Source organism: Niabella ginsenosidivorans (genome assembly GCF_001654455.1).
GTDB lineage: Bacteria > Bacteroidota > Bacteroidia > Chitinophagales > Chitinophagaceae > Niabella > Niabella ginsenosidivorans.
In genome coordinates this window covers 3,949,968-3,976,675 of sequence record NZ_CP015772.1, presented here as the reverse complement: position 1 = coordinate 3,976,675, position 26,708 = coordinate 3,949,968, and the positions used below count along the sequence as shown (strand labels likewise).

Below are 26,708 nucleotides of genomic sequence, written 5' to 3'. Positions count from 1 at the left end.
TATCGGCCAGTTGGGGGGCTGCGCTCGGATCCGATAGCTCGGATGACGATCTAATACATTCACGTTCAGCCCATTTGAAATGGGTCATTAAATAGCCTGACGGGATATAAACAATCAAGGGTCTTCGTCAACCCCGATAGTCCCCCCGGGGCCGACCCAAAAGTTTGTCCATATGTTGAGTGTCGTTCTGAACTTGTTTCAGAATCTATTGACAATCAGGCGCCATTTTAGATGCTGAAATAAGCATCAGTGGCAGAAACACAGATTTATGCAGGCACCCTGCCTCCAATAAAGCCGATTTTTTCCTTTGCTCTTTTTCCCCGAAATTTGGCCTCCTTAATTTATAGACTATTCACAAATAATGGCCGAAAAAAAGATTACCGCCCAGCATATTGAAGCATTTAAACAAATTGTGGGCAATGCAAATGTACTTGTAGACGAAGATTCATTAGCAGATTATTCACACGATCAGACCGAAACCCTGCATTTTATTCCGGATGTTGTGCTGAAACCCCGAACTGCGGAAGAAATCTCAGAATTGTTTAAAATCTGTAACCGGGACCTGATCCCCGTTACTCCAAGAGGTGGCGGTACCGGCTTAAGTGGCGGGGCACTGCCGCATTTAGGCGGTGTGGTGCTTTCCACCGAACGGTTAAACAGTATTATTGAAATTGATGAGCGGAACCTGCAGGTGACAACAGAACCAGGGGTCATTACAGAGGTATTGCAGAATGCCGTAAAAGAAAAAGGGTTGTTTTATCCACCTGATCCCAGCAGCCGGGGCACCTGTTTTATCGGTGGCAATATAGCAGAGAACAGCGGCGGCCCCAAGGCGGTGAAGTATGGTGTTGTAAAAGATTATGTGCTGAACCTGGAGGTGGTATTGCCTACAGGAGAAATTATATGGACAGGGGCGAACGTTTTAAAGAATGTTACCGGCTACAATTTAACACAATTGATTGTTGGGAGTGAGGGAACGCTGGCAGTAGTTACAAAGATCGTATTGCGGTTGATCCCCCTGCCCAAATATGACCTGCTGATGCTGGCCCCTTTTGCGTCTCTGGAAAAAGCGAGCGAGGCAGTGAGTGCCATATTCAGGGCAGGATTTAATCCAAGCGCACTGGAACTGGTGGAAATTGATGCATTAAAGATTGTCAGCAGCATGGTAGACAGTTATGTAGTACCGGTAAATGATACCATTGCGGCGCATTTAATTGTAGAGGTTGATGGAAACAACCAGGAAGTGCTGATGCAGGAAATGGAGCAGATCGCAATGCTGCTGGAACAATATGAAGCAGGCGAATTATTTTTTGCGGACGATTCCCAGCAAAAAGAGGAATTGTGGAAACTACGCAGAAGAACGGCCGAAGCCGTTAAATCGGTGGGGTATACAATAGAAGAAGATACAGTGGTGCCCCGTGCAGAGCTGCCAAAGCTTATAAAGGGAGTAAAGGAGCTGGGAAAAAAATACAACTTCCATGCCGTCTGCTACGGACATGCAGGCGATGGTAACCTGCATGTACGCATAAAGAAAGAAGGCAATAAAAACAGTTTGGATGACCCTGAAATGAACGCGGTTCTTAGGGAATTGTTTAAATTAGTAAAAAGTTTGGGCGGCACCATCAGTGGTGAGCACGGCATTGGGCTGATCCAGAAGACCTATATGGATATTGTTTTTGAACAGCGCCAGATGCAGCTGATGCGTGAAATTAAAAGGGCCTTTGACCCCAATAACATCCTGAACGCCGGAAAGATATTTGATGCAGTGGTTGAAACAGCAGCATTGTTGTAAAAAATAAATCTTCTTTTATGAAAAAATCAGCAGGCATAGCCTTTGTGCTTAGCATAACCTTTTTATTAATAATTGTACCGGCTATGGCCCAGGATGATTCTGTTGCTGTACAGGACCGTGGTTATATAAAACCTTACCAGGAAAAAGGGTTTAAAAAAGAACGGCTGTTTACCGGCGGAGGTGTTACTGCCTCCTTTTATTCCGGCGGAACGGTATTGGGAGTTAACCCGATGCTGGGATATGCCTTTAATGATTATTTTGACGGCGGAATTGTACTTAACTATGTTTATACCGGCGCCAGGGATATATATGATTATGACGATAAGCTGCGGCAGCATGTATATGGGCCTGGTGTTTTTGTAAGAGGGTATCCTGTTAATTTCCTGTTCTTACAGGCGCAGTTTGAAGAAAATTTTACCAGTGAGCGTTATACAGCTTCTCCCAGAAGTGTAAGACCGTCCGGAAGCTATAATGCCAATGCTCCTTCATTATTGTTAGGTGGCGGTTACTGCCTGGGAAGAGCAAAAGGCAATTCAACCTTTTTTTATGTATCCATACTGGCAGATGTGCTTAAAGACCGCAACAGTCCCTACGTTGATGTGGATTACGGGCCCAACGGGGAAGAGCACGTGCGGATCATTCCTATAGTACGGGCAGGCATAAACGTAGCCCTTTTCCAAAACAGGTATGGACGGTATTAAAGAGCGCCCTCGTTATTCCTTTGTTTGGTGAAAGTATGGATGTGAAACGTTTTTTGATCCTGATGCTTTTTGTTGGCGTAATCAATAATACAGCCCTGGCTCAGATTGATCCGGCGGCAGCGGGGGATTCTATTGCAGTTCAAAAGACAGCCGGAGATGATTATGCCCCGGACCTGGTATTTTTACCGGGTTATGATCAGATAAATTCCTTTAAGCAATTAAAAGAAAAATTAAAGGGCACCCCCGTATTTATTGATCTATGGGCAAGCTGGTGTGGTCCCTGCAGGAAAGAATTTTATTATAAAGACTCGCTGACCACGTTCTTAAAGGAACAGGGTGTGCAGATGTTGTATATTTCCATGGATGATAACGGGCAGGAGGATCAATGGAAGCGGTTACTGAAATACTTTAAAGTAGGTGGCCTGCATATGCGCGCAAACAATGCATTGCAATATGACCTTTCCAGGGTTATCTGGAAACAGAACGGCGGCTTTAGTATTCCAAGATATGTGCTGCTGGATCAGAACGGAGTTGTTTTAAACAGCAAAATGCTGCGCCCCGGCGACCGCGGGCTTTTGTACCGCCAGATAAAAACCCTGCTGGGCCGGTAAACGAAGCTGCACTTGCCGGATTTTTTCTTTTCAGGATATAATAACATATTCCGATTTTTGTTATTAATGATCCGGGATATTTCTGTTATACTTCGTAAAATTCAAAGAGCCAAAGCGGATAGACGCCTGGCAGCACTATTTTTGGATTGGAAGCGCTCATTGGAAAAACTGCCGGTACCGCGCAGGAAAGACGGGGCGAAAAGGCTGCTACTGATCCGTCTGGATGATATAGGCGATTATTTATTGTTTCGTAATTTTTTGCCGGCATATAAACAGTCTGCAGCCTGGAGCCAATATGAGATCACTTTTTTGGGAAATGGCGTTGTAAAACCACTGTTCGACATGCTGGATCAGTCATTTGCTGATAACGCAATATGGGTAGACAAGAAACATTATTTCAACAATGCGGATTACAGAAATGAGTTATGGCAGCAATTGCGCAACGGGCAGTTTGATGTGGTCATCAACCCTTCCAGGACAAGGCCGCTTTTACTGGATGATATTTGCATGCTGGCCGCCGGCGCACCTGATAGCCGTGCGGCAGGCAATACTTTTAAAAATCCGTATATAAACAGTCTCTCAGATCAGTGCTACAAACAGTTATTTAAAAATGACCCGGTTTTACATGAATTTGATTTTAACAAAGCATTTGTAAAGTGGAGCACAGGTATAGAATGGAACATTTGCCGTCCTGAAATAAAACGGACCGGTTCCGGCCCTTTGATAGAAACGCCATATATATTACTGTGCATCGGCGCTGCTCATAAAAGCAGGCGTTGGCCTGTAAGCCAATGGGTCCGGTTCGTACAGTTTATTCAACAGAACAGTTTACCAAAAGCAGTAATTGCCGGCAGTACTGCAGATGCAGCATTAGCTGCAGACATAGAAAAAATGACAGGGGCTATAAATATTACAGGAAAAACCACATTGACTGAGGTAATCGGTTGGATGGAAAATGCCGATGCTGCTGTTTGTAATGATTCTATGGCCGCTCATCTTGCTATTTCATGTAACACACCAGTTATTATTGTTTCGGGGGGAAATAACTATCCACGTTTTACCACTTATGAAGAAGCTGGTATAAAAAATGCAAAAACCGTTTATGCCAAACCGTTTCTTAAAAAATGGAAGGCAAATAAACAGCAGCCGTTCTGGCATTATACACCCGTAACCAGGGACCTGAGTACCGTAAGCGCCGAAGAGGTTTTTGCCGCTTTACACAAACTTTTGAAGCACCAGCCGGTAGAAGGCCCTTCTTCGTAAAGCTTTATTTTAGTTTCTCATTATTTGCATGGCGGTCAAAATCCCTGATATTTTTTTTCTCAAAATTCTTTTCCAGTGCTTTTGTCAGGTCCACACCTGTTTGGTTCGCCAGGCAAAGCAGCACCCAAAGCACATCGGCCATTTCATCGGCCATCATTGTTTTTGCATTTTTTTCATCTTCCGGTTTCCGGTAAGACTGATCGCCGTAAATACGGGCAATATGCCTTGCAAGTTCCCCCGTTTCCTCCGTTAAAATGGCCATATTCGTCAGTTCACTAAAATACCTTACACCAACCGTTTTTATCCAGTGGTCTACTGCTGCCTGCGCCTCGCTTATTGTCATGATTTTTATTCTTTATTTTTTGAATCGATAATGATGGTTACCGGCCCGTTGTTGATTAATCGTACCTTCATGTCTGCACCAAAAACGCCGGTCTTGATTTCTTTTCCCAGGTCCGTTTGTAATTGCCGGATCATTTTTTCATAAACGGGAATTGCAAAACCGGGCTTGCTTGCTTTTAAATAAGAGGGGCGGTTCCCTTTTTTTGTGGAGGCGTGCAGCGTAAACTGGCTTATCAGCAGTAATTCGCCCTGGACCTCTTTTAAAGAGAGGTTCATAACGCCTTTGTCATCGTCAAAAATCCTGAGCTGTATTATCTTCTGGCTGAGCCAGTGAATATCTTCATCCGTATCCGCATCTTCAATCCCCAGTAAGACCATCAGCCCTTCTGAGATGGATGAAAAAAGGACGCCATCAATCATAATACTGGCTTCCAGCACTCTTTGAATGACTACTTTCATAACTGTAAGATAATGCTTCAAAATTAATGATACAAACATGCAGGCAGCGCATTAATGTGAACACATAGATATACAGGGTCAAAACGATCGATATTGCCAAAATTTCAAACCACATCGTAATCCAGAATCTGCGCACCAATGCATAATATATCCGGAGGACGTAAAACGTAAGGAACAGGCTGTGAAACAGCAGGGGCTTATAGGGTTCATAAGGCCTGTATAAAATCCAGAAATGTTTTGCAGCGTTTAGGCCGTCGGGAAATATTGAAGTAGTTTTAGCGTTTAAATGCTTTATTATGGATGTTTCTAAAGAGCTTCAGTTTAAAACCACCCGTAGCGGCGGTAAAGGAGGGCAGCACGTAAATAAGGTGGAAACCGCAGTAATTGCACTGTTTCATATAGATGATTCTGCCATCCTGACCGAAGCGCAAAAAGCAATACTAAAAGAAAAATCAGGCAGAAAGATAGTCTCGGGAGGGTATTTACAGGTAAAATCGCAAACCTACCGCACCCAACTGGAGAATAAGGCAGATGCCATTATGAAGATCAACCAAATAATAACAGCTGCGCTTCGCAAAAAGAAAGCTCGCATTGCTACGGGTATTTCAAAAGCTGCTGTGGAACACCGGATCCATGCAAAAAAGCGCAAAGGGCAATTAAAGGAAAGCCGTAAAAAAATAAACAGGAGCGATGATTAGCTCCTGCCTGCTCTATAAAAAAAAATAAAAAAACTCAGTTCATTTTCTTTTTCATACCGGCCACTTCCTGTTGCAGGTCTGCCACAATATTTACTAACTGACCAACATTCCACCCCTGGGCAGTATTGGTTTTTGAGATAATGAATTGGGCTTCCCACATTTCCAGCACATCTTCCGAGCTGATGGAATAAGGCTGAAAAGTTGGATTATCACTTAGCAGTAATATTTTGTTCCTGGCTTTCCCGTTTTTCTGAATGCGCTTATAAACGATCCCGTCATTCTTTGAAACAACAACACAGGCGGTGTTATTCTTTACATGATCAAGAGCCTCCACCTTTTCTCCTACTATAATAGAGCCACTGGGTGTAGGAAGCATGGAATCACCAATAATTTCAAAGGCACGGTAATTACCGCCGGTTACCATGGGCAATGTAAACGTGTTCAGCTCATCAATAAATTCATGATCTGCATACCCGTTCAGATACCCGGCCGCAGCTTTTACAGGAACAAACGGAATGCGGGCGGCTGTGTTGGAAAGCTTAAGAGCGCGGCGTTTTGCAAGATAATTATCAGTATTTGCGCTCAGATCTTTTCTCAGAATTTCATCAAGCGTCAGCTTAAAAATATCGCAGATGGTTTCCAGCACCTCCAGGCGGGGCTCAGCACGCTCTTCTTCGTATGCGCCCAGCAGGGAACGTTTGATGTTTAATTTATTGGCAAATTCATCCTGTGTCCAGCCCCTGAGCTTTCTTAGATACTTCAGATTTTTGTTGGCAACTGACATGGCTAATAATTTTAGTGCAAAATACTAAATATTTTAACAAAACAAAAAAATTTTGCCGTTAACCGCTGTTGTGGGAAAGGAATTTGTTTTTTTGCTGATTGCAGTTATCTTTGAAAGGTATAACTTTTTGTTAATCTGTAAAACCATCTGAAATACAATATGCTCCTGATACCGATACTGATTATAGCCCTTGCAGCCGGTTTTATGGTGTTTTTGTTTTTAAACAGGGCCGACAGGCTGCCGCATCCTCCGGATCCGGTACTTGAAAAGGCTTCTTTAGAGCTGGCACAAAAAAAAACGGCTTATGAAAAGCTGGAGCAATCCCTGTTTGAGCAGATCGATAAGAAATTTGGTAAAAAATACATACAGGATATAAAAGATGGAATGATTTCTGTTGGTATGCCTTCGGAGTTTTTATTGATGGCCTGGGGAAAGCCTGCCGAAACTGCCGCTTTAACGGTTTATAACGGTACAGGAGAAAAATGGGTGTACCACCAGGTAGGTTCAAACGGGAAACAGAATCATACAGAAGTTATACTCCTTAATAACAAGGTAGACGGTTGGAAAGACATCTAAAAAATGGCAGGAACATTAAAAAATTTTTACGAAACGCTTGGTGTGCCCCGGTCTGCAACTGATGAGCAGATAAAAACGGCTTACCGTAAACTGATCCTGAAATTTCATCCCGACAAAAACGTTGGGGACACTTATTTTGAAGACTGGTCAAAGAAGATCATTGAAGCTTTTGAAGTATTGAGTGACCCTCAGTTGCGCGCAGAATATGACCAGGTATATGATGAGCACAAGCGGGCAGCAAAAAGAACCTTCCAGGAAACAGCAACACCGCCGCCCCCTGAACCGGCCTCTACGGCTTCAGCAGCAGAGCCGGAGCCTGCAAAGGAACCATTCCGGCCCGAAGCAGAAGAGGAACCTTCTGAAAACGCGCCTGCTTTTGAAGAGGCAGCAGCAGAACCGGCCCCCATTGTTGAGGAAACAACAGATCAGGATGCGGAAATGGCTGCAATAAAAGAGCAGGTGCCTGCTTATATTACAGCCAAACAGGAATACCTGAGAGCTGAAAAAAATTTTAAAACGATAAAGCAGCAAAAGCCTGCAGCAGCTTCCCAAAAGAATAACTGGCCGCTGATTGCCCTTTGTCTTTTACTGATTGCAGGTTCGGTGGTTTGGATGATTAAAGCGCCGCCGGCAAAGGACAAAATAGCTACCGGTCCCGATGGCGCGGTTACACTTGCCAGTAAAGTAATGATCGTATCGGCTCCCAAAGCATTTTTTTATGAGGATCCACAGAAGCTCATCAAAACCAATAAATATGTGACAGCCGGAAACAAAGTAAGTGTTTCAAAAAAGTATAAAAACTATTATTATGCTGTTTTTCATAGTATTGCGGATCCCAACTATCAGGTTGCCGGGTGGATAAATGCGGCAGATCTTCAGCAATAGTTCTTTAAAATTCAGTAGATAAAAGAAGTACCTGTAAAATGGTAATTTTTTTAAAAAACTACGGCAAAACTGGGAAAATCCCTCAAAAAAAATCATATTTGCCGTAGGGGAGCCTAAACTCTACCGCGTGTTTACCTATCAAGAAAATATCTTTTGAGCCTGGCAAATCGCAATATCTGAATCAAAATACAAAGTGTCAGGCATGTTGAATCCATATTATAAATTACCTCTGGAGCTGGAAAATATTGTGAGCCGGAAAGAGGTCCGGAAATGCTCACTAAAAGATTCTATAGCGCACCATCTGCATTTAATGCTTACCACTTCTTTCGGGGAATTGTTAAGTGATGAGCAGTTTGGCAACAAATTATGGGATGAAGATTTTGATAATGTTTCATACCGGAATAAGCAAAAGGAGAAAATATTAATATCGATTGGTAAAACAATCACCAGGTTTGAGAAACGACTGGAAAAGGTGAAAGTAGAGATGAGCGTTCAGCAGGAGGAAACTCCTTCCGGAACAGCAGATCCCAGCATGAAACGGAAGCTTGAATTTACTATTACCGCTGTTATTAGCGCAACCAATGAACCGATCACCTATCGGGACGGGTTCTTTATAAGCCCGTTAGCCTACAACTAAACAGAGAGGATGAACGAGAGCAGGGAACATATAAGGAACCGGATGCTGCAGAATGCAGCCAAGATATGGGGATACGCGGAAACAGAGGAGGCCTCCAGTTTTGATCCGCTTGTCGGGTTGCTTTTGTCTGCAAACGCAGCGGAACTGGAGCGTTTGTCCAATGAAATCTATCATTCCCGTAACCGGGTAATGGAGCGCATTGTACAGCTGCTGGCCCCGGATGTGCTGACAGGCCCCAGGCTGGCATCCGCAATTTTAAACGCAAACAGCCTGGAAGATGTTGCTGTATTGTCAACGAAAGAGCAATTTTTCATTACCCAGAATGTGAGAAGCAGCACAGATGAAGCGCCCAGGACCACCGATATTTTTTTTACACCGACAGATAACTTCATCATTAATAAATGCAAAGTCCGGTTTGCCGCAACCGGTAACAAGATTTATCGCTATCCCGGGGGTGTTACCAAGGAGCTGATGGGGATGGCAGAGGAGCAGCAGTGGCTGGCGCCTTCAGTTTTATGGATTGCGGTTGATCAGAAGGAACTGAACCTGAATAACACCCAGTTCTATTTTCAGTACCGGAGCGAGGTGAACCGTGCCATTTTTTATAACCAGCTTAAAAATACCGGTTGGAAGGTGGCAGGTCATCCTTTAAATATCCACAAGGGCTATAATGTAAGCCCCAATAACAATCCTGACTGGTATGCCACACAGCTGATCCAGCAGGAAGCCAGTGCCACTACCCGTTATATAAAACTGGTAAATGAATTATATGAAGAGTCTTTTGTAAGCATTAAAGATCCCCTTGTGCACCAATATACGGCAGAAGAAAAGGAAATACCCGGTGAAATAAAAACGGTTTTTGGAACCCGGGTATTACAGGCCCTTAACGAGCCGCTGTGCTGGATCAGGATCAGCTTTCCGGAAAATATCACCAGCACGATGCTGGAAGACGTAAGTGTTTTTTCTAATTGTTTTCCTGTTGTAAACAGGCGGTTGCATGAAATTACCTACCGCGTTCAGGAAATGATCAACGTTATTCCGCTGCTTACCGGCGATGACCAGTTCTATGATCTGGGTGAAATTACAGATGAAACAGGCCGTTTTCTGCATACCCGGCAGAATACGGAAGAGGATGCCGGCAAAATGAGCATTCTGCTCCGTAACGGCGGTGCCGGCCGTTTTGATGAACGGGATGCCACTGTTGTTATTGAAAACCTTGTGCAATTGCTGCGGGATGAAAGCGCAGCATTCTCAAAGCTGGGTAAAGATCTTATTTCCCAGGAAATAAAAACCCTGCAGCAATCCATTACAAAAATAGAGCAGTTGGTTGGCGAAAATACAGGCAATCAGTCTGCATATACCCCTTATCTGATGATAAGGAACCAGAAGCAAACCCATTCCCGGTTTTTATACATAGAATACTGGAGCACCAATGGGTATGCAGCTAATGGCTTGCGGCCGGGCACACGCCTGCAGCCTTATAAAACGGGCTCCGTCAATCACTCTTCCGTGTTCTTGCTGACCAATACGCAGAACGGTAAAAACAGGCTGAGCCAGACGGACAGTGTGGTGGCCTATAAATATGCGCTGCTTTCCAAAGACCGGGTCATGAGCAGGAATGACATCATTCTTTACTGCAAATTATTTTTGGGCAACATGGTGCAGGAAGTAAAAGTGGAAAAAGGTTTTATGGTTTCACCTGAAACGACCAAGGGCTTTATGAAAACAATTGATGTTACTGTTGCCCTGAGAAGAAAAGAATTTATTGAAGCGCAGGAAAAAGGAGAGATCGCACAGTGGGAAAAGGAATTAGCGGCACAGCTAACAGAACGGTCAATGGCTTTTATCCCTTACAGGGTGTTTATAAAAGAGGCGCCAGGCTTTTAAATAATGAAGAAGGAAGAAAAAATATATTATCTGTCGCAGTTGTTGCAGGAAAGGGATACCGATATCAGGGCAGAGGTCTTACTGAATCACGCCCTGGAAAACGGCTTTCCCGAGCAGAGCCATGTGGTAAGGAACAGTGGTTTTTTTTACAGGGAGTTTGTAAAGGATATTTTTGATGCCACTGTTATTGAAGATGACTGGTACCGCACTTTCATTGAGGTAAAACTGTCTCGGCCGGGATTCTATGATATGCTTCCGGAAGCATTGTTCCACCAGCCGGAAACAAGCGAGTTCCGGCAACGCGCAGGTGTAGCAGAAATGATTGACCGGTATAAAAAGAATCTTGCAAAAGAAGCAGGTATCCGAAAATTTTTTCAGCCGTTTGAAAATGAATTCTTCTATCAGCAAATGATGCTGGAAAAAGAAGAGATCAACCTGCTGGATATTTTAAAAAGCAAGATCCTTACCAGATACTTTTTAAATTTCTGGGGGTTACCGGCCACCCTTAAAACACATGAAGCGGCTTCCTTTTTATTATTACTTCCTTATGCGTATATGATCAACGGCAACCTGCCTGTTATGGAATCCTGTCTTAAGGCGCTCCTGAATGAGCCGGTACAGATCGTACGAAAGGAGCCGGATATAATTGATGTGGCAAAAGTGGAAGGTTTGGGCACCGGCAGCGGGCTGGGAGAGCAACCCCTGGGCGATTATATGGTTTGCGGAACGGAATTTATGGAAGATTATCCTGTGCTTCTGTACAAGATCGGTCCGTTGAAAAAAGGAAAAGTAAGTGATTTTATTAATGATAAGGAAAAGGACATCCTTATTCAGACCTTTAATAATTATTTTGCACCTGTTGAAGCAGATATTGAAGTGGAAATACTGGTAGATCAGCAGGCCGCAGGAATGACCTTTGATGAGGGCAGTGAAGTAATATTAGGATATTCTTCAGTTATGTAAAAGCAGGTGTATTTTTTATTTAAAGAATTCAGAGAAAGCAATCAATAAATGGAAAACTGGTTTTCGCCATCTTTAAAATCAGCATTGCCTTACCTGGGGGTAAGCTTCATAAGCATGTCTGTCATTATGGGGCTGATTGTTTCCAGGATCAGGGGCAGCTTTAAACCCTTTACAAAGCCTACTGTTTATTATATTTTACTGTATGCCGCCGGCTTTGCCATTATCGGACTGATGTCTTGGTTCAATTTCCTTGAAAGTAATACGCAGCTGTTTCTTATGTTCCAGCTCCTTTTTCTGGCATTGGGAATATTACATGTGTATACATTAACAACAAAACTCAAATGGGTAAATGAGAAAACCTATTGGGCGGAAGTCTTTCTTACTCTGGCCATTACGCTGCTTGGCGCGCTGTGCTTCCTGATGACCTATCGTCTTTTCAGAAAAAACGGAATGGATATTACAATGGCCACTGCTGCTGTTATCTTTTTTGTTCCGCTGATCGTTTACTATACTTACAGGAGCGCTATAGCCATTCCGTTCAAGATCTTAAAGCAGTGGCACTACCCGGCTCATTCAGAGGTGGCAGAGGTGGATGAAAAAAAACTGAGAAACCTTTTGGTGATCAGTTTTGAATTCTATAAGAAAGGGAATGATAAGCATTTTACCAACTTTCGCGCAAAGGCGCCGATGGATATGGAATTTGGGGAGCTGTTCTATTATTTTATTAATGATTATAATGACCGGCATCCCAATGCAACGATTACTTATATCAATGAGAAAGGAGAATCGTCAGGGTGGATCTTCTTTAAAAAACCGAAATGGTATACATTGTTTACAAAGTATATTGATCCGGAAAGAACCATATTTATTAATAAGATAAGAGAAAATGATATCATCATTTGTTCTCGGGTATCTTGAAAAATGAAGCATTATGAACCGCGCACAGGAATATAAACCCGTGAACTGGGTAAACGGAATGAAGATCAATAAGAATCATTTCATTGCCCAGCACAATGCAACGCTTTACCAGCAGGCATTAAGCAATACCGTTTTTCTGAATGATCATAACTATGGCCTGTTACCGATCAGCACAGCCATTGAGCCACCAAAGATCTGGGTAAGTGTAGACAATATGCAGCATGTACATGTACGTATCATGTCCTGCACCGCCATTACCAGGGGCGGATATGTGATCCAGTTCAACTCAGATTCTTCTGAAAACGTAAACCAGCTAAGCGCAAAGATCCCCGGCCTCAGCGTGCCGTTCAGGGAACTGCAGGGCAGGGCTGAAGAATATTATGTTATTATTTCCGTAGATCCGTATAATCCCGTTCCTTCGGGTGTGGCCAACCCGGAGGAGCAGCCCATCCGGTTGCCGTTTACGGAGCCGGCCTATTCAGTGTCATTGCTTCCTGTTGCAGAAACTTCTTTAAACTCCCTGGGCGAGTTTCAACTGCCGGTTGGGAAAGTTATAATAAGGGATCAGTCCGTTTCCCTGGAGGAAGACTATATTCCCCCCTGCACTTCTGTAAACAGTCATGAGAGCCTGATCCAGCATCATGCAGAAACAGAACAGTTTTTTGGAAGAATGGAGCTGAACACCCTGCAGATCCTGCAAAAGATCCTTCAGAAGAACCAGCAGAACGATCTTATAGGACCGGTGCAGAAATTAAGTGAGCAGGTGCTGTTCTATATCTCCCAGGTACATGGCAGTTACCGGCACAGCGTCCTGTTTGGAACACCGGTGTATTTAATGACGTCAGTTTCCGGCCTGGCAAGGACCATAAAGAATGCAATAGATATTTATGTGGGCTCTGCAAAAGAAGAAATGATCAATTATTTTACAGAATGGTGCAATGTGAACCAGGGGGAACTTGAAGAGGAGATTACCAGCATTACCAACTACCGGTATGACCACTTAAATATCCGCCAGGGGATCGAAAAGAATATAAAATTCTGCGCCCTCATCCTTCAGTTGTTCACGAACCTTGCCGCTCTTGATTATATTGGTAAGAAAAAGGAAACCGGAATTTTTGTGAAAGAAAAGCTCATTGTTCCGGAAGAAGAGGTACAGGCCAGAAAACGGGGCTTTTTCCTGGCAGATTAATAATCCGTTTAACAGACAAAATAATAAAATAGAGGATGGCACAAATTGTAATCAATGCAAAAGAGCGCCAGCAGGCATTCTGGAAGTTTTTACTGCTGTTTATACTGGCTATGGCGTTTGTTTTAGTGGCTTTTTATTTTGATACCCTGGTGCCTACAAAGGATAACAGGATGATGCGCCAGCAACTGAATATCTTTAAGCTGCAGGAGGCTGCACAGGATCGTTTTGTGCAGACGATGGAGGAAACAAAGGTTCTGATCGATTCTTTAAGGAAACCGGGCGCTCAGAAAGCATATCTGAATTCTGTTATCGGCGAAAAGCTGAGGGTCTTGAACAACCTGCAATACAAGGACAGCAGCATGTATTCCCGGTTAAACAAAAGTGTTATTGATGTTTTCCAGCGTTACCTGGAAGCATCCAATACCATTTCAGATCTGGGAGATGCGCCCCGCCAGGTAGAAGCGTTAAAAGCTGAAAATGCACAATTGACACGTGATTATAACGACTGTAACGCACAGCTTCGTACGCTGATGAACACTGCCCCGCTGCATTAGGAGCAGTACAACCATCAATTAGTTCTTTGATACATTTCTGATACGTGTGGACTTTGCAAGGTTGATCCTTCCGCAGGAAACATATTTTGATGCCCAGTAGGCGCTTCTTAAATTGGCTATTGTTACCCCTTTTGATGCGGAATTGATAAAATAACCGTTTTTAAGATACAGGCCCACATGGGTGATGGGGTTACCGTCAATGGTCTTGAAAAAGATCAGATCCCCTTCCTCTAAACGATCAAGGCCCCTGAATGGGATCACATTCCTTGTAAGGTATTGCTGGATCGAAGTGCGCGGTACTTCCACATCGTATACTTCTGCCAAAAGCCTTTGTACAAATGCAGAGCAGTCGATGCCCTTTCGGGTAGTGCCCCCCCACAGGTATGGAGTATAAATCCAGTTGTCAATAAAACGGTAAAGCGGCAGGCTTACATCGCGGATACTGTCCGGCGGAATCTGCATATTACGGGCATATTTCGCCTTTAACAAAGAATCCTCATGGAAAAGAAGCTCCCGTTTATGTTGCTGGGCTGCCCGTGCCTTTGCAATAGAATCCTGTTTGGGGTCTGTAACATAAATAATAGAACTATAGGGATCTTCTTTTGAGGACGCTGTTTTCGATCCCTTTTTGCTTAGAAAGCAGCCGCTTAAGAGTAGGGTGCTTATCAGAATGATTAAAGAAAATTTGTAGTTCATGATTAACTGCTCTTAAGTAAAAGGAGCGATAAAATTAAGATTTTAAATGTAAAATAATATGCAAAAAAAGCAATATATGGTTTTTCGTCTTGATGATAATGTCATCATTACGTTACTTGCTGTCTGCATACTTGCGTCCTTAGCCTTTGTGATACGCTATAAAAATTATAAGCCCTGTACAGATTTTGATATTGATATTTCCGGTACCAATTTTCAAACCGGTACCATTATAAGATTTTCAGCCAATGTAAAAGATTTCAAACGCCTGGAATGGGACTTTGGTGATCATCAGAAGCAAAGATATTTTACAGAGATCGCTTCAGCAATGCATTCCTATGATGCTCCGGGTCAGTATGTGATCACTTTAATACAGGATGGCCGGTGTTACGCATATAAAACAATCACAATTGAAGAAGCACCGGAAATAGTTGATTCTACGGTATTGCCGATCATTAAAATGCCGGACTCAGCCTATGTTGGTGATCCCGTTACCTTTGAAGAAGTTTCCCAGAAAGCCAGGTCCTGGGACTGGCGCTACGGGGATGCAAACTCATTGAACAGCTCGGCAGAACGCATCTTTACCACACGGTTCACAACAGAAGGAGTTAAAACGATCTCTGTAACGATCAACGGTTCAGGAAAGGCTGTTATAAGAAGGCTGGTGGTATTGCCAAAGAAACCGTCATCGCTGCCACTGGGCCCTCCGCGCCCGCTGCGGGGAGAAACGGGCGGACAACTGCCCCCGCCAATCCTGCCACAGGGCATGGATACCGCTAAGAAATCACCGGCAACAGATCCTGTTATTGTACCGGAAAAAAAATATCCCGGCTGGGAACCTGCAACATTTAATCAGATGATGCGTGCTTCTACCGGTGGTAAAGGAAGGGTGACCGATTATCAGAAATATTTCTGTGATAACAATATCAACACAACGGTTATTCTGAATGGCAATGCCATCACTTTCCAGGAATTCTTTGAAAAAATAAAAGCCGTTAAAAAAGCGGATGACCTTTCACTGCACACACAGATCTTTACCAACCCTTCCAATAATTGTGTGGTAAAGATATCCGTGATTGCAAAAGTAAAAGCCGGGCTTTTAAAATGGGCCCAACGGAATTTGTAATAAAACCAGGTACAAATAAAAGACCATAATGCAATTTTCAAAAACACTCGAAAAAGCAATTCATATTGCCAAAGCTATTGCCCGGGAAAACATGCACAACAGCTATGCCGCCGCACATGTACTAAAAGCGTTGTTGCATAAGGATGTGGAGCTGGATCCGGTATTGGTTCAGGCAGATGTGGATGTGTATTACCTTGCAGACTGGGCAGATGTGCGCATGGAAAGCTATCCCAAGTCGGCTGCACTTAAGGAAGATATTCCTGCTGCTGATGAGATGGCTGCAGTGCTGGATGATGCGGATAATATCCGTATACAAACACAGGATGATGCAATAGAGCCGATACACGTGCTGGCGTCCATCAGTACGCCGGGGATTGCATTTTCTTTTGATCAACTGAAAACATTTCCGGTGCAGCGCCAGCAACTGATAAACCTGGCATCCGTTTCCCTGGGTGGCATCAACCTGCTGAATGAAGTAGAGAAAGCAGTGGAAACAGGTACCGGGAAAACGGCATCCGGCAGGCAGGCATTGCAGAAATATTGCATTGATAAAACATTGATGGCTGCTGAAGGTAAACTGGATCCCATCATCGGGCGGGAACAAGAGATCCGGATGATGGCGGAGATTCTCAGCCGCCGTACAAAACCCAATGTGCTGTTAATAGGTGAGCCGGGGGTGGGCAAAACAGCCCTGGCAGACGGATTTGCCATTGCCATTCAAAAAGGGCAGGTGCCGGCCTTCCTGAAAAATGCAAAAGTGTTTGAGCTGGATAATGGCACAATGGCCGCAGGCGCCTCCTACAAAGGCGAAACGGAAGAACGTCTGAAATCAGTGCTTAATGAAATAAAACAACTGGAAAAAGGCATTTTATTTATTGACGAGATCCATGTGCTGCTGGATAAAAATGGCCCGTTCTCTGGCGCTGCCAATTTGTTGAAACCCGAGCTGGCTAAAGGAGCCATTACCATTATAGGGGCCACTACAATGGATGAATACAGGAAGCACCTGGAAAAAGATGAAGCATTTGCGCGCCGGTTCGAGCCCCTGGCTGTTGAAGAGCCTGCGCCCGGAGTGGCTTTCAGGATGATGAAGATCGTAATGCCACTGTATGAAGCGCATCATAAAATAAATGCACCCGATGAAACCCTGCATGAATCCATACGTCTGGCAAAACGGTATATCAAGGACAGGAGGTTGCCGGATGCCGCCATTGACCTGGCCGACCGTTCCATGGCGGCATTGAGACTGGTAAAAGATACGGGTGCCCTGGTACTGAAAACACAGAAAGCCGAATTTGAAGCCTTTAAGAATGGTGAAACCCCTACAAGCCTTGAAGATTATCAATGGCATTACCAGCAATTGAAAAACGGGATGAGCCCCGTTATATGGAGCGCTGTTCCGGCAGGTGAGAACCCCCTGGAAATGAAAACGGCGGACGAAGTCATTCAATATCTTGATTCCGTCTACGAGACCCTGAAACCGCTGGTGGAGCAGGACCGGGCAACATTGGAGAAGCACGATGTGGTTTCCATAGTAGCAGATAAAACAGGTATCCCTTTAGGAAAGATCCAGGCGCAGGAAAAGGAACGGTTGCTGAATATAGAAGAAATCCTGAAGCAAAGAGTGGTAGGGCAGGATCATGCTATAAAGATCATCAGCGAATCGATCCTCGAGTCCCGTTCAGGATTAGGGAAGCCGGGGCAGCCGATCGGTTCCTTTTTCTTCCTGGGGCCTACCGGTACCGGTAAAACAGAGCTGGCAAAGGCCCTGGCCGATTTCCTGTTTCAGGATGAAACCAATATCATCCGTTTTGATATGTCGGAATTCAAGGAAGAACATTCTGCCGCCCTGCTTTATGGGGCCCCTCCGGGGTATGTGGGGTATGAAGAAGGTGGCCTGCTCGTTAATAAAATCCGGCAGCAGCCCTATTCTGTAGTGCTTTTTGATGAAATAGAAAAAGCACACCCTTCCGTGTTTGATATTTTTCTTCAGCTGATGGATGAAGGAAAGATCCACGATAAGCTGGGCAAAGAAGGCGATTTTTCAAACTCCCTGGTCATTTTTACTTCCAATATCGGCAGCCGGCATGTGGTGGAGGCATTTAATCAGAACGGAACGCCACCTGATCCGGTCAGTTTGCTCAATATTATGGGAAATCATTTCCGGCCGGAATTCCTGGGACGTTTAACGGAAATTGTTCCCTTTGCACCCATGAAGGAGCAGATGGTGGAACGGATCCTGGACATCAACCTCAAGTCCTTATATACAGCTCTTGAAAAACAACAGGTTAGCATAGAAATCACCCCTGAAGCACGGAAGAAGCTGGCGGTAATGGGCTTTACACCGGAGTATGGAGCAAGACCTTTACACGGGGTCATCCGTTCGCAGATCAGGCGCCCGCTGTCAAAGAAGATCATCTCCGGAGAGCTTTTACCAGGTTCCAGGGCGCTGCTAAAGGTTGAAAATGAGGAGCTTGTTTGGGAGAATGGGGCATAGAATCTGGCCCAAACTTTGCATATTACCGGGTTAGAAAGCAGAAGGGTATGCAGTGTTTTTTAATGATAAATTATTATTGAATTATTTTTATTTTTAGATTTATTTAGGAATTAATCCCTATTTTTGAGAGGAGCTAACTCAGAAAAATGCGCTAATGCTACAACTTGATGCTGAATATTCTGAGAGCCTTCTTTAAAGTAGATATTTCATTCAGACCTATAAAAGTTAAAAGCTATGCCTTTAGAGCCTTACGGTATTGGTGGTACAGAAGTAAAAACAGATGCCTTTGAAGCCTTTGCAGATATACCACAGAATCGCGTCTTATTAGCAGAAAAATTAACTGATCTGCCTCCTGTTAAGCCGGAAATAGTACAGGGCCTTACAAGTGTGGAAGCAGTGTTTGCACATTTTGCTCCATCCGTAACCATGGATTTTGAAACAGAAGAAGGCGCTACCAAACGGGAAGATCTGCACTTTAAAGGTCTGCAGGATTTTGGGGCTGGCGGCATTACCCATCAGAGCACTTATTTAAGTGAGCTGGATATGAAGCGCAAGCAATATCAGAAAATTGTAAAGCAGTTAAAGACCAATAAGCTGTTAAAACAGGCGCTGGCAGATAAAGAAACCAAGGAAAACCTGCTGGCGGCATTAAAAGTGCTGGTTCAGGAACTGGATAATTCTAAATAACTGATTTCCGATATTTAATCTATTCGAACAATAAAATATGGCAACTGCTCAAAATAATCCCGCTCAGGAAGAACAAAGTGTTCAGAAAGAGTTTAAACAACCCGGAGTAAAAGAACTTAAATCGCTGGAAACGCACCTGGATGCGCTTGCCAGACTGGGCGGTTTTGATCTGCTGGAGTCGGCAATTGACAATGTTCAGAACCTGAACCCGGAGCGGAAGGCAAGGAAGAAGATCTTTTTAGAAGAGTCTTCCAAAAAGGAAGAGCGCAATGAATTGAAAAAAACATTGAGCTGGTGGATTGATGTGTTGAGCAAGACTGACGATCTGAGTGAAATGGTGAACGAGTGCGATAAACAGGCAGGTATCGCTGATACTACATTAAAAGCAAACCTGAGGAAAGCACTGGATCGTACCAGGGAACTGGAACGTTCTTACCGGTCTGTGGCTTTGTTCTACAAAAACACCGAAAGCCAGAAAGTGAAGAATGTTTCTATTATGAACGCGGAACTGGATCAGTTAAAAGACCTGGACAATACGCGCTTCATTGATCATATTCAGACCGAACTGGTAAATAACTATGACCGTCTTGATCTGCGCAATAACTATAGCATACTGGTATTGCCCGGTTATTTGGGTTCTAATAAAGTGGTTGAGAAATGGGCCAAGATCGCGCATGATAATAAAGTAATGCTGATAACGGATTTTGAGAACCTGGATACGCCTGATGATGTAATGGAACTGTTTGAGGCCGCTAATCTGACTGGTGGCGATCCCTATCGTTCTAATGTAATGATGGCCTGTAACTGGCTGGTAGGCCGCGGAAAGGTAGATGCTGTTGGCGAAGAAGATCATTTATATGTTCCGCCGTCAAGTTCCCTGGCAGGTAAAGTCTATTATACATTAATGTCGCAGGTGACCGCAGGTAAGAAATACGGAACGATGAATGAGGTAGATGGCGTGAAATTTGATCTGAAAAAGAGTGAGATAGCCAGCCTGGAGAAGCTGGGGCTGATCCCAATGGCAAAAGAGTACGGGAAAGTGATGGCTTTTTCGGCAAAGACCCTGTTTAATGGTGACAATATTGGTTTACAGACCTATTCGGTTGTAAGGGTATTTGATTATGTTGCCAAAGTGATGATGGACTTCCTGAACAGGCGGGCATTTGAGAATTTTAATGCAAATACAAGAAAGGAACTGAATTCCCAGATTGTGAAATTTCTGGACGGCATTACCGGACCAAGCAAGCTTATTGAAAATTTTACTATTAAAAGATTTGAACAGGATCCCGTTCAGAAAGACCGGATCCATTTGGATATACATTTAAAACCTTACTTCCCGGCTAAAACGTTCCTTATTAAGCTGGAAGGGCAAAAAGGCGACGATCCTGACGGTGTGGAATGGATGTCGAAATACGAACAGGAAGGAAAATAATTAAGAGAATGATTTTGTGGAGCTAACATAAGGAACAAAGCCAGCATACAGCGTGCAGTGGACAAGTGACGTATTGACTGTACATAACCCAGTTTTTTATTTATAGTTTTTATACTTTTTATTTTTTAACCTAAAATGTACAATTATGTCATTTAAAGCACAATTAGAAGTAGCTGGTCAGAAAAACAATGTAATTGATATCAGCTATGCTTTGAAACAGGAAACAGATGCGACCGGTCGTCCATCTACAATTACCCGCGGAGGCAAAATTCACATTACAGTAGAATCTACTGGTGATACCAAATTCTTCGAATGGATGTGCAACAATTTTGAAAGAAAAGACGGTAAGATCACTTTTACAAAGAGAGATTCAGACGCAACAATGAAAGAGCTGAATTTTAAAGAAGGATACCTGGTAGATTACAGGGAGAATTTTAGTTCTACAAGCGAAAACCCGATCACAGAAACATTCACAATTTCTGCGAAAGAAATTTCTATGGGTAATGCTTCCCATGTAAACCAGTGGGCTGTTTGATCTGGATTACAATAAGTTGAAGATCTTTAATTAAATCATAACCCGATCCGAAAGGGTCGGGTTATTAAATAATTATCTATGTCATTCTTAGCAAAATTTTCAGCGGATGGGGAAGAGTCAACCGTGCTTCATTGTAAGTTCCGGTTTTCCCAGGAAACAGACCGGACTAACCGGCCCACATCCATTCCGATGGGCGGGCTGATTGATGTTACCATTGAAAGCACCGGGAGCACCAACCTGTTTGATTGGATGGTAAGCGCCACACAAACAAAAAGCGGGCAGATCACCTTTTACCGCAGGGACAATATGAGCAAATTAAAAGTATTAAAATTCTCAGACGCCCATTGTGTTGATTACCATGAAGAATATAATCATGATAGTGAATTTCCTATGCAGATCTCCTTACAATTGAGTGCAAAAGAAATCAGGTTGAACGATTCCACCTATAAGAACAACTGGCCTGATGAGGCCTGACGGGTTGCTTTGGGAGGGAGTTTTTCGAAAAGGTTGAAGCTCTGTTCTTTACCTGTAGCTCATCTTTAGTAAATTTGAAAAAAGGAAACGGGTGTGATAATTATTTGCAATCGTTTTTTAAAATATATTATGATCGCCTCATTGGGTTGGGGCGATTTTTTGTAAACGTGAATGATGACTGCCGGCTCGGTTTTCATTTGGTACACAGCATTGTTCAATAATTTAAACAGACTTAATAATGATGAATGCAGTTTTCCGGTTTTTGGTTTTTGTGCTGTTCCTGCAGGTGCTCATTTCCTGTGCTGATGTCAATAGCAAAGGAACGCCCGACAAGGGTACTGAAGCAACAAGGATCACACCGCGTATGCTTCCAAAAGATACATTGCTGCAGGCATTACAGGACGCTGCTGCTATCGTTGCAGACTCTTCAGCAACAACCATTCCCCGACTGCAAGGGCTGCTGGCTTCGCTATCGGAACGGTTCATTATCAAAGTGAATGCCAGTGATGAAATCATTGACACAGCTGCAGTCTATATGTATCTTGACAGCGCCTTTTATCCCGGGAATACCTGTGTGTTGCAGGTGACTGCCCTTCCGGCGCAACTGAGGGCTGGTTTGTCAATTGAAGACTTTAAGAAAAAGTTTGGTGCCTCTGAAATAGAAAAAAAAGAATTTCAGCAACTGACACTGCAGCAGGTCTATCCGTTTGTATTTAAGGGAGCTGTAAAAACGCCCCATGCTATAAGTTCTGTAAAAGTCTATCCGGATCGTTCCATGCCAAAAGAGGGATACCGGAACTTTGAGATCAACAAGATTGACTTATGTTATAATCAGTAAAAAATGCCACAATTACAAAGAATCACAGAAATAGATGCTCATGGAGGCCCTGTAGCAAAATATAAGGACCGTGGTGGCAATGAGGCAACTCCAACAAGAGCGGGCAGGTATATCATTGGCCTGATTGATCAGCATGTTACACAGGGATCAGCATATCCTTTTTCGCGGGTACCCTGGGGGGCGGCGCTCCGGACGGGGAAAGACGGAGCCATGGAAGTGAACATGAATGGAGGATGGAAAAAACTATCAGCTGTCGTTAAAACTTCAAAATATTTTAAAACGGAAAAGGAACTGACGGATTATTTAAAGGATTACTATGCTTCATTTAAGTACAAAGATGGCAAGGCATTGCCAGACAGATGGGTATTTAACGATTTTGGCCATATAACAATTAAATATTTCCGGGACTTAAATGGCGACCGGGTGCTGAATAAAGGCCGGGAAACCTTTATGAGCGATTTTATTCATACCACACCTTATGATGAGGCCTACACGGCTGTTGGCAAAAAAGATTTTGTGCTGGAGGAATCGCATGGCTGTATTCATCTGAGACCGGCTGATATTGATTCCCTTATTTCAAAAAGATATTTAAAACGGGGAAATACCATTGAAATTCATCCCTATACTGATAAAGTGGTACCAACACTTCTTATGAGGAAGGAAGCAAAACCCTTCTTTGAGTTTCATGTATTTCCCGGTATCAATAAAGCTGCTGTATACAGCGTACATTAATGCATGTTCAGTAAGTAAGGGACCGGATGCCTGATACGATCTTTTATGGCGCCATTTTGCGCCGGTTACCCTTACTCCATCCGCTTTGGTAAAATTTCATTTTACATGGCTGAAAACAAACAAAAAATGACCCATGCCGGACCATAAAGCTTTGCAGAGAGGAAGGGATTCGAACCCTCGATACGGTTTCCCGTATACACACTTTCCAGGCGTGCTCCTTCAACCACTCGGACACCTCTCTGTTTGATCCCGAAAATCATCGGGAGGGCTGCAAAAATACGGTTTCCGGTGCTATAAAGCGAATAATTTTTTGGCATTGGCAGTTGTAATAGCTGCAAGGTCATTCAATGGCATTTCTTTTATATCAGCCAGTCTTTGCGCAACCTGTACCACATATGCAGGCTCATTCCTTTTACCACGGTAAGGAACAGGCGCCAGGTAAGGGGCATCAGTCTCTAAAAGGATATGATCTAAAGATAATTCTTTCAAAACGGCATCCAGTCCCGATTTTTTAAAGGTCAGCACCCCGCCGATCCCCAGGTAAAATCCTTCAGCAATAATCGTCTTTGCCTGTTCCAACGTTCCGCTAAAACAATGAAAAACGCCGCGCAGGCCTTTAGGCGTATATTTTTTGATGACGGCAATGCAATCATCTGTTGATTCCCTGCTATGTATTACAATAGGAATATGATAATCAACCGCCCATTGTGCCTGCTGTTCAAATGCTTCTAACTGCTGTTGTTTAAAGCTGAGGTCCCAGTAATAGTCCAGCCCGGTTTCGCCAATGGCAATAAATGAGCCCTGCTTTAAAAATTCCTCAGCTATCCTCAGCTCATTCCGGAAGTCTTCCTTTACAGATACTGGGTGCAGACCCATCATAGAAAGGCATTTGCCCGGATAAGCTGTTTGCAGCGCTAATTGGGAAGCATGTGTTTCCTTATCAATGGCAGGCATTAAGATCTGGTCCACGCCGGCATTAAAGGCCCGCTCAAGCATTTCTTTCCTGTCGCTGTCAAATTCTCCTGAATAAATATGCGCATGTGTATCAATCAGCATTTCCCGTTCTTTAAGGTAGAAAACGGCAATATTAACAAATTTTTTTTTTGCCTATGTGTGTAAAACAGTATAACTTCACTACCAAGTTTTCATAGGGTACGGATTAAAAATCGGGCTTGGGTATTCACCCAGGCCCTTTGTTATGGAAACGTCAGTTCAGTGATGGCTTCAAATGAGAAACCGGATTGAGAAAAATGTTTTAAGACTTCCGGAAGTGCATATTGCATATTCCTTAATGCCTTTTGGCTATCATGGAAAACAATGATCGATCCACTTGTGGTTTTTTGTAAAACATGGCCCAGGCATTTTTCGGGTGGAAGCTGTTGGTCAAAATCACCGCTTAATACGTCCCACATAATGATCCGGAACCCGTTTACCCGGCGTAACAGGCGACCCTGTTCTTTACTGATGCGCCCGTAGGGCGGCCGGAACAGGCCGGACCGGATCACTTTTGAGGCCTCTGCTACATTATCTATATAGGCAGCTGTTTTGGTTTTCCACCCATTCAGGTGATTATGAGTATGATTACCAACACTGTGGCCCTCATTCAGGATCTGCTGGTAAATGCTTTGCCCGGCTGCCACATTCTTACCAATACAAAAAAAGGTAGCTTTTGCATTATAGGCCTTTAGTTGTTCTAATACAAAAGGAGTAGCCACAGGGTGAGGACCATCATCAAATGTTAAAAATATCTTTTTTTCTGAAACAGGAATATCCCAGTTATAAGCAGCATATATTTTTTTTAGCCACCAGGGCGTTTTAACAAAATACATAGTGCCTGTAAAGATACTATTTGTAGAACAGAAGTGTTTATCAGAGGCAGTGCCGGGGATTCAGGGTATGATCCCTTAAAAAGGAGCTCCGCGTTGCAATGTTGTTAACATTTGTTTGATTTGCAAGTGCCAACGCCCGGTTTCGAGGTGGAAAATACTTTTGACAGTATCATAAATGTCAGAATAAGAGCTAAATACAATACAGATGTGTGTTCCTAATAGGGCATAAACGGCGTTTTTCACGCTCATTCGTGTATGTGGAGTCTTATCCGTTGACGTTCTGGTTAATCTGTAGGTTTGCTCCTTCTCTGTACCCCGGCTGGTAGAAAGACTGTTATGGAATTTTAAAATTTTGTATCTAATTAGAAAAATCAATAAATTGCCAACCCTCATAGGAAATATGTCAATAAAATCAAATGAAGATTACGAACGGCAGCGGAACAAACAGGTTGCCGGTATGCGGTCAATGCTGGATTATACAATGGGGGTGTTAATCATATTTGTTGGGGTGTTCCTGATAGTACGCAACAAATTTGACCTTGCTTTAAATAAACGGTTCCCGCCGGATATCATTGATCTGCTTTTGGGAATTCTTTTTGTAATTTATGGTGCGTGGAGGGTGTACAGGGGATATAAAAAAAATTATTTTAAATAGAAGGGCAGGAATGCAGGCATTGCGTTTTATAATAGGGAGTTTTGTGCTGGCGGTTGGTTTATTTGCCTGCGGGCCTGGTGATGGAAGGCAGGAATACACAGATACACCGGTTAAAGGAACTATCACGATCAGTGCTGATGAATCGTTCAAACCCATTGTAGATGCGCTGATTCAGGTGTATGAGTCCAATAATGACAGCACAAAAATTAATGTGCAGTATAAGCCGGAATCGGAATGCATCAAAGATCTTTGGAATGACAGCATCAGGATGGTTATTTCAACAATAAAGCTGACAGATGCTGAGGTACAGTCTGTTGTTGATTCAATGCATATAGTGGTAAAACAACTGCCTGTGGCAAGGGATGCGGTAGCGGTAATTGCAAATCCCGCTTCAAAAGACACATTGCTTACAATGGCAGAAATACAGATGATTCTTACAGGAAATTATACCCGGCCGCTGGTGCCGGTGCTGGATGGATTAAGATCTACAAGTACCATACGGTTTCTGGTAGACAGTGTTTTGAAGGGGCAAAAGTTAACAGATAAGGCAAAGGGCGCCAATACCAGCGATTCTGTCATTAATTATGTGGCAAAGGTCCCCGACGCAATCGGCTTTATCGGGGTAAGCTGGATCGGCAACCAGGATGATGCCCGCCAGTTGAGCTTCTTAAAAAAAGTTAAAATTGTGCAATTGGAAAGCAGCGATAAACCGGATAAATATGTCTTACCTGTACAGGCAAATATCTATACAAAGCGCTATCCGATGACAAGAGATCTGACTTATATATTAAAAGAAGGGCACAGAGGTTTAGGCACGGGGTTTGCAGATTTCATGAGCGGTGAGATAGGGCAACTGATTTTCAAAAAAGCATACCTGATGCCTGGAAGAAGAAATTTCATTGTCAGGCCTGCAGAAACAAAAGAATAACTGAAAAACAATATATTTACAAA

Annotated in this window: 29 protein-coding genes and 1 tRNA gene; 23 read left to right on the top strand and 7 right to left on the bottom strand. The window is 43.4% G+C overall.

What is annotated here, in order from left to right:
• The first annotated feature begins 361 nt into the window (after window positions 1-361).
• The 4 genes from A8C56_RS16735 (at window position 362) to A8C56_RS16720 (ending at window position 4,367) form a co-directional block, all read left to right on the top strand.
• A complete protein-coding gene (locus tag A8C56_RS16735) occupies window positions 362-1,792 on the top strand; it encodes an FAD-binding oxidoreductase (RefSeq protein ID WP_067758509.1) in 1,431 nt (476 codons plus the stop codon).
• Between the two features lie 17 nt (window positions 1,793-1,809).
• Complete coding sequence (locus tag A8C56_RS16730; protein ID WP_067758506.1) at window positions 1,810-2,493, top strand: hypothetical protein; 684 nt, start codon at window positions 1,810-1,812, stop codon at window positions 2,491-2,493.
• Between the two features lie 41 nt (window positions 2,494-2,534).
• Window positions 2,535-3,104, top strand: coding sequence for a TlpA family protein disulfide reductase (locus A8C56_RS16725; RefSeq protein WP_169818791.1), 570 nt, complete (start codon window positions 2,535-2,537; stop codon window positions 3,102-3,104).
• Window positions 3,105-3,170: 66 nt separating this feature from the next.
• Complete coding sequence (locus tag A8C56_RS16720) at window positions 3,171-4,367, top strand: glycosyltransferase family 9 protein (RefSeq protein ID WP_157098017.1); 1,197 nt, start codon at window positions 3,171-3,173, stop codon at window positions 4,365-4,367.
• Window positions 4,368-4,371: 4 nt separating this feature from the next.
• Here A8C56_RS16720 and A8C56_RS16715 read toward each other — a convergent pair whose 3' ends face one another.
• Both A8C56_RS16715 and dtd read right to left on the bottom strand, forming a co-directional pair.
• Window positions 4,372-4,710 (bottom strand): nucleotide pyrophosphohydrolase, encoded by a 339-nt coding sequence (locus tag A8C56_RS16715; protein WP_067758497.1) that lies wholly within the window; start codon window positions 4,708-4,710, stop codon window positions 4,372-4,374.
• A gap of 5 nt (window positions 4,711-4,715) precedes the next feature.
• Window positions 4,716-5,168, bottom strand: a complete 453-nt coding sequence (gene dtd / locus A8C56_RS16710) for a D-aminoacyl-tRNA deacylase (protein WP_067762183.1) — start codon at window positions 5,166-5,168, stop codon at window positions 4,716-4,718.
• Between the two features lie 296 nt (window positions 5,169-5,464).
• On the opposite strand from dtd, the gene arfB reads away from it, so the two are divergent.
• Window positions 5,465-5,866, top strand: a complete 402-nt coding sequence (arfB, locus tag A8C56_RS16705) for an alternative ribosome rescue aminoacyl-tRNA hydrolase ArfB (RefSeq protein WP_067758494.1) — start codon at window positions 5,465-5,467, stop codon at window positions 5,864-5,866.
• Window positions 5,867-5,900: 34 nt separating this feature from the next.
• Here the strand turns inward: arfB and A8C56_RS16700 are convergent, their stop codons facing one another.
• On the bottom strand, window positions 5,901-6,650 hold the full coding sequence (locus A8C56_RS16700; RefSeq protein WP_067758491.1) for an XRE family transcriptional regulator: 750 nt from the start codon (window positions 6,648-6,650) through the stop codon (window positions 5,901-5,903).
• 159 nt (window positions 6,651-6,809) lie between these two features.
• On the opposite strand from A8C56_RS16700, the gene A8C56_RS16695 reads away from it, so the two are divergent.
• The 8 genes from A8C56_RS16695 to tssO all read left to right on the top strand — a co-directional run bounded on the left by A8C56_RS16695 (window position 6,810) and on the right by tssO (window position 14,259).
• The gene (locus A8C56_RS16695; protein WP_067758488.1) at window positions 6,810-7,226 is read left to right on the top strand and encodes a hypothetical protein; all 417 of its coding nucleotides are present in this window, start codon (window positions 6,810-6,812) and stop codon (window positions 7,224-7,226) included.
• Window positions 7,227-7,229: 3 nt separating this feature from the next.
• Window positions 7,230-8,111, top strand: a complete 882-nt coding sequence (locus A8C56_RS16690) for a J domain-containing protein (protein WP_067758481.1) — start codon at window positions 7,230-7,232, stop codon at window positions 8,109-8,111.
• Between the two features lie 202 nt (window positions 8,112-8,313).
• Entirely contained in the window at window positions 8,314-8,748 is a 435-nt protein-coding gene (locus A8C56_RS16685; RefSeq protein WP_067758478.1) for a GPW/gp25 family protein, read from the top strand.
• Window positions 8,749-8,757: 9 nt separating this feature from the next.
• Window positions 8,758-10,635 carry a type VI secretion system baseplate subunit TssF gene (locus A8C56_RS16680; protein ID WP_067758475.1) on the top strand — a complete coding sequence of 626 codons (1,878 nt, stop codon included), beginning with the start codon at window positions 8,758-8,760 and terminating at the stop codon, window positions 10,633-10,635.
• A 3-nt stretch (window positions 10,636-10,638) separates the two neighbouring features.
• Window positions 10,639-11,598 (top strand): hypothetical protein, encoded by a 960-nt coding sequence (locus A8C56_RS16675; protein ID WP_067758472.1) that lies wholly within the window; start codon window positions 10,639-10,641, stop codon window positions 11,596-11,598.
• Between the two features lie 48 nt (window positions 11,599-11,646).
• The gene (locus A8C56_RS16670; protein WP_067758469.1) at window positions 11,647-12,516 is read left to right on the top strand and encodes a TssN family type VI secretion system protein; all 870 of its coding nucleotides are present in this window, start codon (window positions 11,647-11,649) and stop codon (window positions 12,514-12,516) included.
• A 13-nt stretch (window positions 12,517-12,529) separates the two neighbouring features.
• Entirely contained in the window at window positions 12,530-13,705 is a 1,176-nt protein-coding gene (locus tag A8C56_RS16665) for a hypothetical protein (protein WP_067758466.1), read from the top strand.
• Between the two features lie 35 nt (window positions 13,706-13,740).
• The gene (gene tssO, locus A8C56_RS16660; protein ID WP_067758463.1) at window positions 13,741-14,259 is read left to right on the top strand and encodes a type VI secretion system TssO; all 519 of its coding nucleotides are present in this window, start codon (window positions 13,741-13,743) and stop codon (window positions 14,257-14,259) included.
• An 18-nt stretch (window positions 14,260-14,277) separates the two neighbouring features.
• On the opposite strand, the gene A8C56_RS16655 is transcribed toward tssO, so the two are convergent.
• Window positions 14,278-14,955, bottom strand: coding sequence for a C40 family peptidase (locus A8C56_RS16655; RefSeq protein ID WP_067758461.1), 678 nt, complete (start codon window positions 14,953-14,955; stop codon window positions 14,278-14,280).
• A 58-nt stretch (window positions 14,956-15,013) separates the two neighbouring features.
• On the opposite strand from A8C56_RS16655, the gene A8C56_RS16650 reads away from it, so the two are divergent.
• The 8 genes from A8C56_RS16650 (at window position 15,014) to A8C56_RS16615 (ending at window position 23,273) form a co-directional block, all read left to right on the top strand.
• Complete coding sequence (locus A8C56_RS16650; RefSeq protein ID WP_067758459.1) at window positions 15,014-16,078, top strand: hypothetical protein; 1,065 nt, start codon at window positions 15,014-15,016, stop codon at window positions 16,076-16,078.
• A 28-nt stretch (window positions 16,079-16,106) separates the two neighbouring features.
• A complete protein-coding gene (locus tag A8C56_RS16645) occupies window positions 16,107-18,575 on the top strand; it encodes an ATP-dependent Clp protease ATP-binding subunit (RefSeq protein ID WP_067758457.1) in 2,469 nt (822 codons plus the stop codon).
• Between the two features lie 234 nt (window positions 18,576-18,809).
• Window positions 18,810-19,262 (top strand): hypothetical protein, encoded by a 453-nt coding sequence (locus A8C56_RS16640; protein WP_067758454.1) that lies wholly within the window; start codon window positions 18,810-18,812, stop codon window positions 19,260-19,262.
• Between the two features lie 37 nt (window positions 19,263-19,299).
• Window positions 19,300-20,694 carry a DUF5458 family protein gene (locus A8C56_RS16635; protein WP_067758451.1) on the top strand — a complete coding sequence of 465 codons (1,395 nt, stop codon included), beginning with the start codon at window positions 19,300-19,302 and terminating at the stop codon, window positions 20,692-20,694.
• A 145-nt stretch (window positions 20,695-20,839) separates the two neighbouring features.
• Window positions 20,840-21,229 carry a type VI secretion system tube protein TssD gene (gene tssD / locus A8C56_RS16630; RefSeq protein WP_067758448.1) on the top strand — a complete coding sequence of 130 codons (390 nt, stop codon included), beginning with the start codon at window positions 20,840-20,842 and terminating at the stop codon, window positions 21,227-21,229.
• A 78-nt stretch (window positions 21,230-21,307) separates the two neighbouring features.
• The gene (gene tssD, locus A8C56_RS16625) at window positions 21,308-21,703 is read left to right on the top strand and encodes a type VI secretion system tube protein TssD (RefSeq protein ID WP_067758445.1); all 396 of its coding nucleotides are present in this window, start codon (window positions 21,308-21,310) and stop codon (window positions 21,701-21,703) included.
• A 238-nt stretch (window positions 21,704-21,941) separates the two neighbouring features.
• Entirely contained in the window at window positions 21,942-22,541 is a 600-nt protein-coding gene (locus tag A8C56_RS16620) for a hypothetical protein (protein ID WP_157098016.1), read from the top strand.
• 3 nt (window positions 22,542-22,544) lie between these two features.
• Window positions 22,545-23,273 (top strand): L,D-transpeptidase, encoded by a 729-nt coding sequence (locus A8C56_RS16615; RefSeq protein ID WP_067758440.1) that lies wholly within the window; start codon window positions 22,545-22,547, stop codon window positions 23,271-23,273.
• Between the two features lie 154 nt (window positions 23,274-23,427).
• Here A8C56_RS16615 and A8C56_RS16610 read toward each other — a convergent pair.
• From A8C56_RS16610 to A8C56_RS16600, 3 genes are all read right to left on the bottom strand, one after another.
• Window positions 23,428-23,514 (bottom strand) — tRNA-Ser (locus A8C56_RS16610).
• A gap of 50 nt (window positions 23,515-23,564) precedes the next feature.
• Window positions 23,565-24,329 (bottom strand): TatD family hydrolase, encoded by a 765-nt coding sequence (locus tag A8C56_RS16605; RefSeq protein ID WP_067758437.1) that lies wholly within the window; start codon window positions 24,327-24,329, stop codon window positions 23,565-23,567.
• Between the two features lie 140 nt (window positions 24,330-24,469).
• Window positions 24,470-25,102: a polysaccharide deacetylase family protein gene (locus A8C56_RS16600; RefSeq protein WP_067758434.1), complete on the bottom strand. Its 633-nt coding sequence runs from the start codon at window positions 25,100-25,102 to the stop codon at window positions 24,470-24,472.
• 400 nt (window positions 25,103-25,502) lie between these two features.
• Here A8C56_RS16600 and A8C56_RS16595 point away from each other — a divergent pair, with 400 nt between their 5' ends.
• Together A8C56_RS16595 and A8C56_RS16590 are read left to right on the top strand one after the other, a co-directional pair.
• Window positions 25,503-25,757, top strand: a complete 255-nt coding sequence (locus A8C56_RS16595) for a hypothetical protein (RefSeq protein ID WP_245645548.1) — start codon at window positions 25,503-25,505, stop codon at window positions 25,755-25,757.
• Between the two features lie 10 nt (window positions 25,758-25,767).
• Window positions 25,768-26,685: a PstS family phosphate ABC transporter substrate-binding protein gene (locus tag A8C56_RS16590; protein ID WP_067758431.1), complete on the top strand. Its 918-nt coding sequence runs from the start codon at window positions 25,768-25,770 to the stop codon at window positions 26,683-26,685.
• The last annotated feature ends 23 nt before the right edge of the window (window positions 26,686-26,708 follow it).

Coding starts and splice junctions, on each gene's coding strand:
- A8C56_RS16640 (WP_067758454.1), top strand. CDS start 18,810: ATGCCTTTAGAGCCTTACGGTATTGGTGGTACAGAAGTAAAAACAGAT.
- A8C56_RS16700 (WP_067758491.1), bottom strand. CDS start 6,650: ATGTCAGTTGCCAACAAAAATCTGAAGTATCTAAGAAAGCTCAGGGGC.
- A8C56_RS16680 (WP_067758475.1), top strand. CDS start 8,758: ATGAACGAGAGCAGGGAACATATAAGGAACCGGATGCTGCAGAATGCA.
- A8C56_RS16600 (WP_067758434.1), bottom strand. CDS start 25,102: ATGTATTTTGTTAAAACGCCCTGGTGGCTAAAAAAAATATATGCTGCT.
- A8C56_RS16645 (WP_067758457.1), top strand. CDS start 16,107: ATGCAATTTTCAAAAACACTCGAAAAAGCAATTCATATTGCCAAAGCT.
- A8C56_RS16650 (WP_067758459.1), top strand. CDS start 15,014: ATGCAAAAAAAGCAATATATGGTTTTTCGTCTTGATGATAATGTCATC.
- A8C56_RS16720 (WP_157098017.1), top strand. CDS start 3,171: ATGATCCGGGATATTTCTGTTATACTTCGTAAAATTCAAAGAGCCAAA.
- tssD (WP_067758448.1), top strand. CDS start 20,840: ATGTCATTTAAAGCACAATTAGAAGTAGCTGGTCAGAAAAACAATGTA.
- tssO (WP_067758463.1), top strand. CDS start 13,741: ATGGCACAAATTGTAATCAATGCAAAAGAGCGCCAGCAGGCATTCTGG.
- A8C56_RS16690 (WP_067758481.1), top strand. CDS start 7,230: ATGGCAGGAACATTAAAAAATTTTTACGAAACGCTTGGTGTGCCCCGG.
- A8C56_RS16715 (WP_067758497.1), bottom strand. CDS start 4,710: ATGACAATAAGCGAGGCGCAGGCAGCAGTAGACCACTGGATAAAAACG.
- A8C56_RS16620 (WP_157098016.1), top strand. CDS start 21,942: ATGATGAATGCAGTTTTCCGGTTTTTGGTTTTTGTGCTGTTCCTGCAG.
- dtd (WP_067762183.1), bottom strand. CDS start 5,168: ATGAAAGTAGTCATTCAAAGAGTGCTGGAAGCCAGTATTATGATTGAT.
- A8C56_RS16730 (WP_067758506.1), top strand. CDS start 1,810: ATGAAAAAATCAGCAGGCATAGCCTTTGTGCTTAGCATAACCTTTTTA.
- A8C56_RS16635 (WP_067758451.1), top strand. CDS start 19,300: ATGGCAACTGCTCAAAATAATCCCGCTCAGGAAGAACAAAGTGTTCAG.
- A8C56_RS16655 (WP_067758461.1), bottom strand. CDS start 14,955: ATGAACTACAAATTTTCTTTAATCATTCTGATAAGCACCCTACTCTTA.
- A8C56_RS16595 (WP_245645548.1), top strand. CDS start 25,503: ATGTCAATAAAATCAAATGAAGATTACGAACGGCAGCGGAACAAACAG.
- A8C56_RS16665 (WP_067758466.1), top strand. CDS start 12,530: ATGAACCGCGCACAGGAATATAAACCCGTGAACTGGGTAAACGGAATG.
- A8C56_RS16590 (WP_067758431.1), top strand. CDS start 25,768: ATGCAGGCATTGCGTTTTATAATAGGGAGTTTTGTGCTGGCGGTTGGT.
- tssD (WP_067758445.1), top strand. CDS start 21,308: ATGTCATTCTTAGCAAAATTTTCAGCGGATGGGGAAGAGTCAACCGTG.
- A8C56_RS16695 (WP_067758488.1), top strand. CDS start 6,810: ATGCTCCTGATACCGATACTGATTATAGCCCTTGCAGCCGGTTTTATG.
- A8C56_RS16605 (WP_067758437.1), bottom strand. CDS start 24,329: ATGCTGATTGATACACATGCGCATATTTATTCAGGAGAATTTGACAGC.
- A8C56_RS16735 (WP_067758509.1), top strand. CDS start 362: ATGGCCGAAAAAAAGATTACCGCCCAGCATATTGAAGCATTTAAACAA.
- A8C56_RS16685 (WP_067758478.1), top strand. CDS start 8,314: ATGTTGAATCCATATTATAAATTACCTCTGGAGCTGGAAAATATTGTG.
- A8C56_RS16670 (WP_067758469.1), top strand. CDS start 11,647: ATGGAAAACTGGTTTTCGCCATCTTTAAAATCAGCATTGCCTTACCTG.
- arfB (WP_067758494.1), top strand. CDS start 5,465: ATGGATGTTTCTAAAGAGCTTCAGTTTAAAACCACCCGTAGCGGCGGT.
- A8C56_RS16675 (WP_067758472.1), top strand. CDS start 10,639: ATGAAGAAGGAAGAAAAAATATATTATCTGTCGCAGTTGTTGCAGGAA.
- A8C56_RS16615 (WP_067758440.1), top strand. CDS start 22,545: ATGCCACAATTACAAAGAATCACAGAAATAGATGCTCATGGAGGCCCT.